A 14,852-nucleotide genomic window follows, 5' to 3' on the forward strand; every position below is an offset into this window, starting at 1 on the left:
AAAAATCACATTTATGTTAAATGAAGCACTCTCAAAAATGCCAGAAGTCTTTGAGGCCAAATTATTATTGCGTGGCCAAGAGTATTTTGAAAAGGGGCATGTGCTCAACATCCGTTTTAGTGATGGCCTACTCAAAGGGCGGGTGAAAGGTAGTTCAAGTCAGATTTATGATGTCCATATGGACTTGAAGGCTTGGCCAAAAAAATTAGCGCATTGTACCTGTCCTTATCAATTTAACTGCAAGCATGCTGCTGCGTGTTTGTTTGCCCTAAGGGATCGAGAAAAGGAAAGCTTACTCTCTTTGCCTGCCAATAAATTGGATAAAAAGCTTGATAGTTGGTTGAAGAACTTACGTGCCCAAGAAGCAGCTGTAGTGAAAACCACGGAAGTCACCCATCACTTAGTTTATCTCCTGGAACTAAGACTTGATGGGCATGAACACCGGGTCGCGATTAAGTTGGCTTTAGCCAAGCTATTAAAGCGCGGCGGTTATGGAAAAATGATTACTTTTAACAGCCTTTCTGATTCTAAAAAGCAGCATTTTGTTGGTGATGATAATGATCTGGTCGCACTGTTGTTGTTTAAATGTGGTGTCTCAGGCTGGTTCGATACATTAATCATACGCAATAGCGAATTGTTAGAACGAACCATTGCAACTGGCAGGGCCTTTTTTATACACAATCAGCATGATCCAATTCACCTAGGTGAGTCGATCCAAGGTACCTGTGAATGGGTGTTATCTCATAATGGCAGTCAGAACTTATTGCTAATGCACGAAGGAAGTGCGCTTGACCCTGTGCTGTTGGATGATAGTTGGTATTTTAATTATGCAGAAAACAAAATGGGACGTTTAATTACCTCATATCCAATAAAGCAACTGGGTTATTTATTGCAAGCACCACCAATTCCAATGGGACAGGCCCAATTATTAGCAGATAAAATGGCTAAAACATGTCCTGAATTTCCTGTGCCACGCGTTTTTGAACAACGAGAAATTCGTAACCTACAGCCAGTACCTGTACTCATTCTCGATGCCGTGAGTGAATTTGACGAAGAATCTTCTTGGCTTTATGACACTGAAGAAGAACTGCATGTTTTGTTTATTGCGCGTATTATTTTTGATTATGCGGGGTTAATCATTGCAGGATCTGATGGAAGTGAAACGGTTGTTTGTCAGCAAGATGGGGTTTTAATTGAATATGTGCGGCATAAAGATTATGAAAAATCCAAATGGGAGGAAGTCCAGGAAATCTTGGAGTTACGAGTACCCAGGTCATGGGAACATGAACAATGGGAAAAAATAAAACAAGCTGATTTTGTTTTGGAAAATGTTCATGTCGTCGCAGATTTAGAATTTCTTCATAGTCAATTAATACCCGAGTTAGAAAGTCGAGGCTGGCGAGTTGAGCGTATTAGTTCGTTGTATCAAGAAGTGATAAGTGCTGACGACGTAGAATGGTATTCCGATCTCTCAGGAAGTACGACGGATTTTTTCTCGTATCAATTAGGGATTTTGGTTGAGGGTAAACCGGTCAGTATCGTTCCTTTGGTAGCAGATTTAATTCAGCGTTATCGAGGGGATGACTTGGATAATCTGCCTGATACACAATTAGTCAAATTGCCCTTGCATGATGGACGTGCTTTGCAGTTGGAAATGGGACGAATTAAACCATTAGTCCGATTGTTGCTGCAATTTGGCATACGTCATATCGATGAAAATCAAGAGGTGCAAATCAACAAATATCAAATTATTTTAATGCGCGAAGCAGAATTGGCAATTGCGGCAACCAAAACGCGTTGGCAAGGCGCTGAAACGCTAAGAGAACAAATAAGAAAACTGTCGCAATTAACCCTTATTCCTGAAATACCACTGCCAACTGGCTTGCAAACTCAGTTGAGGGATTATCAACGTCATGGTTTAAATTGGTTGCAATTTTTAAGAGTATCTCATTTTAGTGGTATTCTGGCCGATGATATGGGATTAGGTAAAACAGTACAGACTTTAGCTCATTTGCAATATGAAAAAGAACAAGGACGTATTAAAAAAGCAAGTTTAATCGTTGCACCAACCAGCCTTGTAGGAAATTGGCATGCCGAAGCAAAGCGGTTTACCCCAGAATTAAACGTTTTAATTTATCATGGTTCTGAGCGCCATCAGGATAATTTTGATGACTATGACATCGTTGTTTCTACTTATGGATTAATTCACCGTGATAAAGATAAGTTTATTTCTTATCCTTTTTATTATTTGATTTTGGATGAAGCGCAATTCATTAAAAATGCGCGCACTAAGACGACGCAAATTATTCAGCAATTACATGCAACCCATCGTTTATGTCTGACCGGCACGCCTTTGGAAAATCACTTAGGTGAGTTGTGGTCTTTATTCCATTTTTTGATGCCGGGGTTATTGGGCGATGCAAAACAATTCCGACTATGGTTTAGAACGCCCATTGAAAAATACGCAGATTTGGCCCGACGGAACATATTAATTAAACGAGTGCAGCCTTTCATATTAAGAAGGACAAAAAATCAGGTGGTTCGTGAATTACCACCCAAAACAGAAATGACTCGAACCATAGAAATTATTGGTCCACAACGTGATTTGTACGAAGCGATTCGCATGAGTATGGAGAAAAAAGTTCGGGATGCGATTGCAAAGCAGGGATTAGGTAAAAGTCATATACTTCTTCTGGATGCGCTACTGAAGCTACGCCAAGTGTGTTGCGATCCCAGGCTTTTGTCTTTGTCTGAAGCCTCGATTGCCCATGGAACTTCTGCAAAGCTCGAGGCGTTGATGGAGTTATTGGATAATTTGGTGGGCGAGGGTAGGCGGGTTCTGGTTTTTTCACAATTTACTTCCATGTTGCAATTAATTGAAGAGGAGTTGCGTGCGAGAAATTATGATTATTTAAAGCTAACTGGGCAAACCGTTCATCGACAAGCAATGGTAGAAAAATTTCAGGAAGGAAAAACTCCAGTTTTTCTCATTAGTTTGAAAGCGGGAGGTACCGGACTTAACTTAACACGTGCTGATACAGTAATTCATTATGATCCCTGGTGGAATCCCGCCGTTGAAGATCAAGCAACCGATCGGAGTCATCGAATAGGTCAGGAAAACCCCGTTTTTGTCTATAAGCTCATTACCTTGGGTACGGTAGAGGAAGCTATTTTAGGGATGCAAGAGAAAAAGAGACAATTAGTTGCCGGTGTTCTATCCGCTGATCCGACCAAAGCGATGACTTTGAGTGAAGAAGATATAGAACACCTATTTATGCCCTTGAGCTAATAGCGCCCGTCAATCGCGTAGCGAGTGCACCGCTATGCTATAGCTCAGGCTTTTGATTGAAAATTGCCGCTATCAAACCCAGGCTCCAAATCACAAAATTATTCAGATGCCCATGCTTATTCGAAAATTTATTGCATTAATAACTGGCATAGTTTTCATTCATGGCATAAGCTATTAAATGATTGTAAACATGGAGAAAATTATGAACTTATGGAAGCTCGCTTGTGGTTTTTTTGTTGCTGTTATTTATTTACCCGCAGCACTAGCCGCATCCCAGGCACCAGTAGGTAATTGGGTCACAATTGATGATAAAACGGGTAAAAAAAGAGCACTTGTCACCATTAGTGAATCTGGTGGAGAGCTGAGTGCGGTCATCGACAAGGTATTCCCACAACCTGGTGATACTGGAATTTGTGAGAAATGTCCAGGTGGTTTTAAGGGCAAGAAAATCCAAGGATTGCAATTTATGTGGGGTTTGAAGAGCGAAGGTGACAATGAATGGGGCGGTGGCTCTATTTTAGATCCCAAGTCAGGTAAGATCTATCGTGCAAAATTGACAGTCCAAGGAAATAAACTCTTGGTCAGAGGATATGTTGGTATTTCTTTATTGGGTCGTACTCAAGTTTGGCAAAAACAATAACAGCCTCAAATACATCCCGAACAGTCTGTTCGGGATGTTATCTTGCAAAGTAGGGATAATTCACTACCTCAAAGAGTCAAGAATAATGACTATTTGTCAAAAGCACATTACAATAGCTTGTTCTAAATAGTCATTGTGTCATTAATATGTATGATCTGCAAAATTCCAAAAAGTCAGTTGATCCTTTGAAACGCCCACCTCATTCGGTCGAGGCGGAACAATCCATTATTGGTGGATTAATGCTGGACAATCAGGTTTGGGACAAAGTCAGCAATAAATTATGCGAAGCAGATTTTTACCGCACTGAGCATCGAATTTTATTTCGTGCAATTTCTTCTTTGGTAAAGAAAGATCAGCCATTTGATGTCGTGACGTTGCTTGATGCATTAAAGTCTCATAATGAGTTGGATGATGCCGGTGGTGAGGCCTATTTGTTTGAACTGGCGAATAATACTCCCAGTGTTGCTAACGTGTCTGCTTATGCGGATATTGTCCGTGAAAAATCAGTACAGAGGCAGCTCATTAATGTCGCTACTGAAATCGCGGATTCAGCATATAATCCCGGAGGGAGACCAGTTCCAGAGCTATTGGACATGGCCGAAACCAAGGTTTTTGCTATAGGTGAGCAAACTGGTGGTGATGGTGGTCCAGAAAATATAAAATCAATCTTGGTTCGGGCCGTAGAAAAAATTGATGCCCTCTACCATAATGGCGATGCAATCACAGGGCTTGCTACGGGATTGTCCGATTTGGATGAAATGACATCCGGATTACAGCCTGCCGATTTAGTGATCGTTGCAGGTCGTCCTTCCATGGGTAAAACAACATTAGTTATGAATATGGCAGAGCATGCCGCAATAAAATCTGGAAAACCCGTTCTCGTTTTTTCCATGGAAATGCCCGCAGATTCTTTGGCAATGAGGATGATGTCTTCTTTAGGACGCATTGATCAGCATAAGATTAGAACAGGTAAACTGGATGATGACGATTGGCCTCGTGTTACTTCTGCAGTGCATATGCTTTCAGAGGCTCCTTTATTTATTGATGATACCCCCGCTTTAAGTCCAGGTGAAATGCGTGCGCGAGCCCGAAGATTAGCAAAAGATCAAGGGAGCAATTTGGGCCTAATTGTGGTGGATTATTTGCAATTAATGAAAGTGCCAGGATTTGGTGCCGATAATCGAACTGCAGAGATCTCTGAAATTTCACGCAGTCTTAAGTCGCTTGCAAAAGAGTTACAAGTACCGGTCATTGCCTTATCTCAGTTGAACCGGAGCTTGGAGCAACGTTCGGATAAACGGCCAGTCATGTCTGATTTACGTGAATCGGGTGCAATTGAGCAAGATGCTGATTTAATTTGTTTTATTTATAGGGATGAAGTGTATAACGAGGATAGTCCCGATAAGGGTACAGCCGAAATTATAGTTGCCAAGCAAAGAAATGGCCCTATTGGTAAAGTGCGTGTCGCTTTCATAGGTAAATACACTCGTTTTGAAGATTTAGCATATAATGGTTATCAAGGGGTAGACTAAAGTGTCCAGACCTACCAGATTGGTGATAGAGTCCAATGCTTTACACCATAATTTAGCACGAATAAGACGTTTGGCTCCTGGCAAAAAAATAATTGCGATGGTCAAGGCCAATGCCTATGGCTGCGGTGTGCATGTTGTAGCACCCATATTGGAAGGACACGTAGATGCTTTTGGGGTGGCATGTATTGAGGAGGCTATGGTTCTACGAAAAATAGGAATTCGTACCCATTGCATTCTGTTCCAGGGAGTCTTTAGTCCTGATGAATTTAGGGTGGTAGCACAACACCAATTTGGTTGCGTCATTCATCAACCTCATCAAATTCAGTGGCTTTTAAATACGCCACTCGATACGCCTGTTAAATTATGGATCAAAGTAAATACGGGTATGCATCGTTTGGGTTTTAAAGTCCATGAGTTGCAAGGAGTGATGGATGCATTGAAAGCTTGCCCATGGGTGGATCACGATATTGGCTTGATGACTCACCTAGCCTGTGCGGATGAGCCAGAACGTGTAGAAAACTTTCAGCAAATTGCTTTATTTGAGAGCATTTCTGTTGCTGGATTTAGCCAACGCAGTATCGCTAATTCAGCCGCTATTATTTCTTTTCCTCAAACTCATGCTGATGTGGTCAGACCGGGTATCATGCTTTATGGCGTATCTCCATTTGCTCATCAGACCGCGCTTGATCTGGGATTACTGCCTGTAATGCGTTTTGTTTCTGCAATCAGTGCAGTTCATCATAATCCGCCATTAGCGCAGGTCGGTTATGGTGGTATTTGGAAAAGTGAAAAAGCTTCAATTATTGGTATTGTTGCTGCCGGTTATGGTGATGGTTATCCACGACATATCGCAGCGAATACTCCTGTTTGGGTTCAGGGTAAAGAAGTTCCTATTGTAGGGCGTGTCTCAATGGATATGCTTGCTGTGGATTTAACGAACCATCCAGAAGTGAAACCTGGAGCACCTGTTGAGCTTTGGGGGAAGCATGTTTTAGTTGAGCGAATCGCACAAGCAGCTGGAACCTCAGGGTACGAATTGTTATGTCAGATCTCTGAGCGAGTACGTCACGTTTAGGTAACCTGACGTATCGTGTGGCCGATGCAGTACAGCGATATTGCGATTATGTGAACCAAAGTTCCTACTCCACACTTGGGGCGAAGGTGCCCGATAGGGCGGATAAGGGTGTTGGATTATGGCTAATGAACCCTCATCCCGGCGCCTCTCCCACAAATGGGAGAAGCGAGTTTTTTTAATGTAACAGCAGAGTGCGTCTTCGGGATTCGGCTTATAGAGCATAGATTTTCTAGAGGTATGGATAATAACTGAACGTGATGCTAGAATTGGAACCGATTTTCTAATCCTTTAAATTGGGTGATATGTGATGAAAAAAATAGCTATTGCATCATTGTCTTTGTTGTTGGTTGGATGTGCACCAATGAATAATCAAGACGTAGGTACTCTCTCTGGTGGGGTTATTGGCGGATTAATTGGCAGCCAATTTGGTGGGGGCCCAGCAGCTAAATTGGCTGCAACAGCAGGTGGTGCTATTGCTGGAGCTTACATCGGTGGTCAAATTGGAAAGACTATGGATAAAGTGGATAGAATGGAAATGCAACGTGCCTTAGAAACAGCACCAACCGGTAAGGCTGTAACCTGGTCAAACCCAGATACTGGAAATAGATATACCGTTCAGCCCACTCGTACGTATTATCGTGAACATTTACCTTGTCGCGAGTATTACACTAAGGCAATTATCGATGGAAGACCGCAAACATTACGTGGTAGTGCATGTCGCCAGCCAGATGGTACTTGGCATGTTGTAAACTAAAATCAATTCAAATTAGGTCATGTAGCCTGGGTAAAGCCCAGGCTACATGAAGTCTTATTTCCCTTCTTTAGCCTTTTTGTCACAACATACACATTTGCAACAATTAAATACATTGTACAACCAGGCAATAATAAAACCCATGATGAAGGCATCAATAAAACCTATAACACCTCCCATGATACTTCCTTTAATTGAGGGAGCATATCCGGGATATAAAGAACCTACAGCGACTACAAAAGCATGCCCATACGTATAATAATATGCAAGCAAGCCCATCAACAAAATAGACACACCCCATAGAACTCCAAATGCAAGGCCTAGAGCCAAAGGGTTTAATTTGCAACCGTTCATATCCGTCTCTCCTTGATACTGTCCTATAAATCGTTGCCTGGGTGCAGCGAAGCGAAACCCAGGAATCCATTTACCCGGGGTTCGCTGCGCTGCCCCCGGGCTACAAAACTGTAAAAAGTGGAATGAATTCAATAGATTCTAAAAAAAGTATAGCCTACTGTACTGAATTAACTAACAATTTTTCACAAATAGAAAAATATAAAGCTTCTAATTGATGTAAATCACTTAAGGAAACACATTCATTCACTTGATGAATGGTGGCATTAACGGGTCCTAGTTCTACTACTTCAACACCATAGGGGGCAATGAAACGACCATCAGATGTCCCTCCACTGGTGGAAAGTTCAGGTGCGTTTTTTGTAAGCTCGACAATGGCCTCTTTACAGCAGTCCAGTAGTGCCCCTTGAGCGGTTAAGAAAGGCTCGCCACTGAGACGCCAGTCAATAGTGGGGTTCAGATCGTGTTCTTGAAAAGTCGTTGCAACTTTCTCTTGTAACAGGCTATGGGTTTGCTCGGTTGAGTATCTAAAATTGAGGTGTAAAACCAGTTCTCCAGGAATTATATTGGGAGCATGACCTCCAGATTGCAGATGAGTAATTTGCATGGATGTAGGTGGAAAATGAGGGTTACCCTGATCCCAGAGTGTTGTCGTCAGTTTCGCGAGTACAGGACTAATTTTATGTATTGGATTATCTGCCAAGTGCGGGTAGGCAACATGACCTTGTTTCCCGTGCAGGGCAATTTTTGCACTTAAGGAACCACGTCTGCCAATTTTAAGCACATCCCCTACTTTATGTGTACTTGAAGGTTCACCTACAATGCAATAATCAATATGAATGTCTTGATCTTTTAGACGCTGCATGACATAAGGCGTGCCCATATCGTAATCATCACCTTCCTCACCGCTGGTAATGAGAAAGCCCAATCTTCCTCTAAATTTAGGATATGTTGTAACAAATCGTTGAGCCATAAGCAGCATGCAGGCAAGGCTTCCCTTCATATCCGCAACACCACGACCAAAAAGCATCCCATTTTTATTTTCTACCACAAAAGGATTGGATGACCATTTTGTCAGTTCACCCACAGGAACCACATCAGTATGGCCCGCAAAAACCAGGAGGGGGCCTGATTCACCATACAACGCAAAGAAATTGGAAACAGGGCCTTTATTCATACGCTGGCAAGAAAATCCAATGTGTTCTAAAAATTGGATCATAAACTCCTGACAGCCTGCATCTTCCGGTGTAATCGATGGAAAGCTAACAAGTTTGGCTAAAATTTCTTGTAAGTCCTTGAAATGAGGTGTTACTGATTCAGTCATTTTATCCTGCTCTCAATAATTCATTAATGCTTACTTTTGCTCTTGTCTTTTCATCGACTTGTTTGACAATGACCGCACAATACAAGCTGTAGCTTTTATCTTCACTGGGTAAACTTCCTGCAACGACAACGGAACCCGCGGGAATACGACCATAAGTAATTTCTCCAGTCAGGCGATTATATATTTTAGTGCTTTGCCCTAAATATACTCCCATAGATAAGACTGAATTTCGTTCGACAATCACTCCTTCGACTACTTCTGAACGAGCACCAATGAAGCAGTTGTCTTCAATTATTGTTGGATTAGCCTGCAAGGGCTCCAGAACGCCGCCAATACCTACTCCACCTGATAAATGTACGTTTTTACCAATTTGCGCACAAGAACCTACAGTTGCCCATGTATCGACCATAACTCCTTCATCAATGTATGCGCCCACATTGACATAAGAGGGCATTAAAACACAGTTTTTCGCAATGTATGCCCCTTTACGCACCATAGCGTGAGGTACTACGCGAACTCCAGTTTGTTTAAATTGTTCTTCTGTATAGTTACTGTATTTGAGGGGAACTTTGTCATAAAACTGACAAAAACCTGAATCAATCACTTGATTTGGATAAAGTTTAAAAGATAAAAGAACTGCTTTTTTTATCCATTGATGAACTACCCATTGCTCATTAATTTTCTCTGCAACACGGTATTGGCCACTATCGAGGCAAGAAAGTACTTCATTCACTGCAGTAATCAGTTCTTGAGAGGCAGTATCAATGGATAGCGTTTGACGTTGGTCAAAAGCATGTTCAATTATAGATTGTAAGGTTTGCATCTATTGTTCCCATATCCTATTGTAGCCTGTGTGCTGTGCAGCGGAACCCGAGGAGTTTCGCTGCGCAGTACCCAGGCTACACAATTGTATTAAGTTTAATATGCAAGTGCATACTCCAAATCAGCTTGTAAATCTTCTACATGCTCTATGCCTACTGAGAGCCGAATAAAACCATCTTCTATTCCTAAGGCTTTACGTTTTTCTGGAGGTATAGAGGCATGGGTCATAATTGCTGGATGCTCAATTAAGCTTTCTACTCCGCCAAGACTCTCGGCTAATGTAAACAATTCGCAGCGAGCAAGAAATCTTTTGGCGGCATCAATGCCCCCATCAATTACCATGGAAATCATACCACCGAATCCATGCATTTGTTCTCTAGCTAAATCATGTTGGGGATGACTTTTAAGGCCTGGATAGATTACTTTTTTTACTTTGGATTGACTATTTAGCCAGTTTGCCAGATGGTTCGCATTCTCGCAATGTCGTTCCATACGTAACGACAAGGTTTTTAAGCTTCTTAAAACCAGAAAGCTGTCAAAAGGACCTGCTACACCACCACAAGAATTTTGTAGAAAAGCAATTTTGTCAGCTAAATTTGGATTATCTCCAACAACCACAACCCCACTGACTACATCCGAATGACCATTAAGGTATTTGGTTGCAGAATGAAGCACTATATCAAATCCTAGCTCGATAGGTCTTTGAATCCAGGGGGTCGCAAAAGTATTGTCTGCGACAGCTATAAGATTATGACGTTTTGCTATTTTAGCTATTTCGCGTAAGTTGGCCAGTTTCAACATAGGATTGGAGGGGGTTTCTACCCAGAGCATGCGCGTTTTTGGAGTAATTGCTGCTTCTATATTGTGAATATGAGACATGTCTACAAAAGAAAAGGATAATCCTGATGTGCGGGTTTTAACCTTGTCAAATAATCGAAAGGTGCCTCCATAAAGATCATCCATGGCGACAACATGATCTCCTGCGTCTAACAAGTCAACAATGGTGTTAATGGCTGCCATTCCAGAGGCAAAAGCAAAACCACGTTGACCTGACTCCAAACTGGCAATGCATCCTTCATAGGCGTCACGAGTAGGGTTATGTGTTCGTGAGTACTCATAGCCCAAATGTTCCCCAGGAGCAATTTGTTTGTAGGTTGATGTGGCATAAATAGGTGTCATAACCGCCCCAGTACTTGGGCAAGGTTTCTGACCTGCATGAATGGCTCGAGTTTCAAAGTGATTCTTTTTCATTGGACTATCCTTAAAGGCTATAAATTTTTTATGTCGAATCCTCTGAGGCCTTTTTCCAAACGTTATTGAAGCTGACGCACTTCACTCCCCTGAGCGAGTTTGGAAAGAGGTCTATTTATGAAAGAGTGATCTTTTCAGAGTGGTTTATGTAGGATATTCTAGAGGGGGTTCTATAGATAGGCAAGTTCTACTTTGTGGGGTTGTAGGCAGAGTCATTGCTATTAAGTTTAAGGTTTTTAATCCTTACCCGATGCCCCTGATCGAGTCACACGGGACATTGGAGGAGACTTTTCCTCTAGGTAATGTATGTGGTAGCCAGAGTGCGGTGTAAGTTTAGGCTTCAGGAGCGTTTTGATAATGAAATTTGATCTTCATGCTTTATTTTCAGCAAAATACGCACAATGGATTATTATTGCCTTTATCTCACTTTTTTCCATACTCATTATAGCCGAATACACCCAATTGATTTTTTCTCCCATAAAGATGGAAGCCGCTCCAGATGATTCTAAAGAATTGCCGATGATACCCCAGCAGAATTCCTTCGATGCAATTTTACATTCATCATTATTTGGTGTGTATGTTTCTAATAATTTATCCAGTATTAAAAAATCCATGCTGAATGTCACTTTAGTAGGAATTTTATTTGCAAATAAGCTTAATAATTCCCAAGTAATTATTCGTTCTGCAACCGGAGAGGAAAAAACGTACAAATTAGGTGATACTATCCCTGGCGGTGCAGTGATTAAGCGAATTATGGCCTCTGGGATTTTAGTTGAACGTAATGGTACATTAGAGAGTTTAAGTTTACCCAAAAATGAATTAATCTTTGAACCAGTGGCTAAGCCTTTACAAGGGGAATAGAAATTTTATGAGACGTTTATTACATTTATTAATCGTTGTAATTTTTATTTCTAATCTTGTTGCCTGTGCTACTACAAATGCAATCAATTTACGTGAAGGGATTGATAGTTTCAGAGTCGAAAATTACCGCAAGGCTTTTATCCGCCTAAAACCAATCGCTGAGAGAGGCCAACCTGATGCTCAATATGCTGTGGGTTATATGTACTATTACGGTAAAGGAGTAGTTGAAGACCGTAAGAAAGCTTGGTTTTGGATTAATGCCGCCGCAAATTTGGGACAACCTGATGCCAAAGAGGCTGTTCGCATATTGGCTAGTGGGGGTTCATTAAGTTAAATTTCCCAGCTTCCTTGCAGCTAAGGGAGCTGTTCGCTCGATAGAGCAGGAAAAGCCGTTTTGTTAACTACTCATTTGGCGTGTTCAAAAATCACAACTTTGTGGCTTCTCATGGTGAAGCGCAGGTTTTTCTACTACTGCTGTATAGGAATTGAAAAAAGAGAATGTATTCTTTGGTAAATCGATTAGTTGCTCATTGCTTAACTTTAATTGTTCCAGAACATGGGCATCTAATGGAGTACCTTGACGATAAAGCGTGTGAATCGACTGGATGAAATTGTGCCGATATTGGGGTTGATACCTGCTAATAATTTCTTTTTGTAATTCCTCTAAATAACAATGTGCATTTGCAGTGTATTGACGGCCTTTTAATAAAAAACAGCGTTCCAATACACAACTTATCGAAGCAAAGACTTCAGCTTGATTTTTAATCATGGGCGAACCACTTGGCATGTCGGCAACCAAAACATTAATTAATCCAAGCGAAATAATTTGCTCATCAAACGATAGCAAATCAGACTTTCTGGCATTTTCAAGGAGAATGTCCAATAGTTCTTCGGTCTTATAACAGCTTGCCAAAAAAAGTTGCGATGTTTGGATTAAGCAATCTATGGTATCTGAGGCATCTACACTAATACGTGTTTGCATTAGTTCATCAGAGTCTACAAAGTCACTGATAATCGATCGGGTAGTACAAAAATGTCCGAAACTGTCTCTATGCTCAATAAATTTTAGAGTTGATTCTTCAAGTCGTTTTGATTTTTCTGGATCAAAACTTACAAAATACAGTTCATCGGGATTAGACAGCATATAAGGATGGCTAATCACTCCTTCCTCTATCAGCTTGCCTTGAATCAATATATTCCTTAAAAGTGCTCCATTAGCAAAATGCTGCCGTTTTATTTCTTCTAATATGTGACAACAGGTATTGCTGATATACGCTCCGATTCGCAAATCGACATGATTATTAAAATCATTCTGGGCATTGCGCTGTAATTCTTGAAGTACTTCTTCTGCATAGCTCCCTTTAGAACATAAACCATAGACCTTTCCACATTGAGGTTGATCTGTATGGAGGAGTCCAAATTTTTGAATGCTTTCATGAATGATTAACGAGAGTTTCCCTGCTTTAACAAGCGATTGAACTTCGGGATTTAAACGCAAATTTTTATATAATGTTGAGGTCGCGTCGATGATAACAGTAACAGGTTTTGTTCGTTTTTTACTGATTACCTCTTGGTTAATTAGCCGATTAATATCTACTCCTGGAATAAGACCTTTCTCTGTGACAGTGGGTCCAGTGCACACGATAAAAACATCCGCATCAGAATTTTGAGTTCCTTCGGTAATGAACTCAAATTCATAATAATTGGTGCCATAAATTTTAATTTTAGGTTTTTTGTTTTGCTCTGTTTTCATTTTTTGCGCCAGATGCATGGCAATGACATATGCATTAGTTCCTGACATGGCCAGTGAGGCGAAAAAAGTAGTCTGTGCCAAATGTTCCTTTTTTAGATCCAATGTCTGTAACAGTAGTTTTTCTGTTTCTTGCATAAATCGAGAAAAGTCTTTTTCCAAATCAAGCGTCTCTTTTGGCTCTAATAAACAAAGACTGATTTCGTGGATAATTGTATAAAGACAAAATGCGAATTGAGGATAATTATTATCATAAAAAAAACAGCTTACTTGCAGCATTATTGCGATGCGTTGTATGGCCTTTTGATTTAATTCAGGAAGGTCTATTAAAAGATTCCTAAGCCCCGCCGCCAATTTATTCGTTGAATGTTTTCCACTTTCAGCAATTAAAAGAAGTTTATTAAAAAGTTTACTTTTTAATAAAGCCTCTTTCGTTGTGGGTAGATTATTGAGAGCAGGGAGTTGTTCTGGTTCAATTAGAGGAAATGGTGGTACCTTCACATTAATCGCAATTTCCCAAGGACTTGCAACCAGACCACAAATACTCAAAATTCCTTTTATTTCATCTGCTCTATAAAAGCTATGAGGTATGGCAATTAATGCAATGGAGTGGTTCGTATCTTTAATCACTCGGGGCTGTGGTTTTGTTTTTTGCGTCGCTTGGGGAAAATAACGGCTGATAATGTCTTCAACAGGGGTATTATCGAGCAAAGTTACAGGAACATAATCATGAGTGGAGCGTGATGGTTCATCAATTTTGAAGGAATCGATTAAACTGTCCAACAAAATTCCAGACAAATCATCATCTCGATGATATCGTGCATCGGAGTAGATATAAGGATTTTTGATTTGATTTTTTGAGGTTGATCTAATTTCAGCTATATGTCTTCCAAATAGAATGTTCGCAGGGATTCTTTGTACTTCCATTCGATCCATCATGGATAAATAAGAACTATAAGGATTATTTCTTATTTTTTGTTTCATTTTATAGGCACGATAACTGCGCTGGATTATTGTTGCCGCTCTATTGGCTTTGAATTTTTGTTGTTCATCAGAAAGTTCTTCTGCGCTTCTTACGGATGCTTTTTCTTTCGCTGGTGAACTTTTTAAAGAAACTCCTTTTTCTTTGATATAATTAACCAAAGGAGTTAAAGACGAACTGGATTGAATAAATTCTTTCATACAAGGAGCATCCAACGGAAAGCC

12 protein-coding genes are annotated in these 14,852 nt (G+C 40.7%); 7 read left to right on the plus strand and 5 right to left on the minus strand.

Annotation, left to right across the window (positions count from 1 at the left end; translation table 11 throughout):
* Positions 1–13: 13 nt before the first annotated feature.
* From OQJ13_RS13590 to OQJ13_RS13610, 5 genes are all read left to right on the plus strand, one after another.
* Positions 14–3,289 (plus strand): DEAD/DEAH box helicase, encoded by a 3,276-nt coding sequence (locus OQJ13_RS13590; protein WP_265711366.1) that lies wholly within the window; start codon positions 14–16, stop codon positions 3,287–3,289.
* A gap of 202 nt (positions 3,290–3,491) precedes the next feature.
* Entirely contained in the window at positions 3,492–3,929 is a 438-nt protein-coding gene (locus OQJ13_RS13595) for a DUF2147 domain-containing protein (protein WP_265711367.1), read from the plus strand.
* Positions 3,930–4,075: 146 nt separating this feature from the next.
* On the plus strand, positions 4,076–5,461 hold the full coding sequence (dnaB, locus tag OQJ13_RS13600; protein ID WP_265711368.1) for a replicative DNA helicase: 1,386 nt from the start codon (positions 4,076–4,078) through the stop codon (positions 5,459–5,461).
* Between the two features lies 1 nt (position 5,462).
* Entirely contained in the window at positions 5,463–6,536 is a 1,074-nt protein-coding gene (gene alr / locus OQJ13_RS13605) for an alanine racemase (protein ID WP_265711369.1), read from the plus strand.
* Between the two features lie 307 nt (positions 6,537–6,843).
* Entirely contained in the window at positions 6,844–7,290 is a 447-nt protein-coding gene (locus OQJ13_RS13610; RefSeq protein ID WP_028382226.1) for an RT0821/Lpp0805 family surface protein, read from the plus strand.
* Between the two features lie 54 nt (positions 7,291–7,344).
* Here the strand turns inward: OQJ13_RS13610 and OQJ13_RS13615 are convergent, their stop codons facing one another.
* The 4 genes from OQJ13_RS13615 to OQJ13_RS13630 form a co-directional block, all read right to left on the minus strand.
* Entirely contained in the window at positions 7,345–7,641 is a 297-nt protein-coding gene (locus OQJ13_RS13615) for a bacteriophage holin (RefSeq protein ID WP_265711371.1), read from the minus strand.
* A 154-nt stretch (positions 7,642–7,795) separates the two neighbouring features.
* Complete coding sequence (gene dapE / locus OQJ13_RS13620; protein WP_265711372.1) at positions 7,796–8,962, minus strand: succinyl-diaminopimelate desuccinylase; 1,167 nt, start codon at positions 8,960–8,962, stop codon at positions 7,796–7,798.
* Position 8,963: 1 nt separating this feature from the next.
* Positions 8,964–9,785, minus strand: coding sequence for a 2,3,4,5-tetrahydropyridine-2,6-dicarboxylate N-succinyltransferase (gene dapD, locus OQJ13_RS13625; RefSeq protein ID WP_265711373.1), 822 nt, complete (start codon positions 9,783–9,785; stop codon positions 8,964–8,966).
* 95 nt (positions 9,786–9,880) lie between these two features.
* The gene (locus tag OQJ13_RS13630; RefSeq protein WP_265711374.1) at positions 9,881–11,035 is read right to left on the minus strand and encodes a trans-sulfuration enzyme family protein; all 1,155 of its coding nucleotides are present in this window, start codon (positions 11,033–11,035) and stop codon (positions 9,881–9,883) included.
* Positions 11,036–11,392: 357 nt separating this feature from the next.
* Here OQJ13_RS13630 and OQJ13_RS13635 point away from each other — a divergent pair, with 357 nt between their 5' ends.
* Both OQJ13_RS13635 and OQJ13_RS13640 read left to right on the plus strand, forming a co-directional pair.
* Complete coding sequence (locus tag OQJ13_RS13635) at positions 11,393–11,896, plus strand: type II secretion system protein N (RefSeq protein ID WP_265711375.1); 504 nt, start codon at positions 11,393–11,395, stop codon at positions 11,894–11,896.
* Between the two features lie 7 nt (positions 11,897–11,903).
* A complete protein-coding gene (locus OQJ13_RS13640) occupies positions 11,904–12,230 on the plus strand; it encodes a sel1 repeat family protein (protein WP_265711377.1) in 327 nt (108 codons plus the stop codon).
* An 84-nt stretch (positions 12,231–12,314) separates the two neighbouring features.
* Here the strand turns inward: OQJ13_RS13640 and OQJ13_RS13645 are convergent, their stop codons facing one another.
* Positions 12,315–14,828, minus strand: a complete 2,514-nt coding sequence (locus OQJ13_RS13645; protein WP_265711378.1) for a hypothetical protein — start codon at positions 14,826–14,828, stop codon at positions 12,315–12,317.
* Between the last annotated feature and the right edge of the window lie 24 nt (positions 14,829–14,852).

This window comes from Legionella sp. PATHC035, from assembly GCF_026191115.1.
In the GTDB taxonomy this organism is placed as follows: domain Bacteria; phylum Pseudomonadota; class Gammaproteobacteria; order Legionellales; family Legionellaceae; genus Legionella.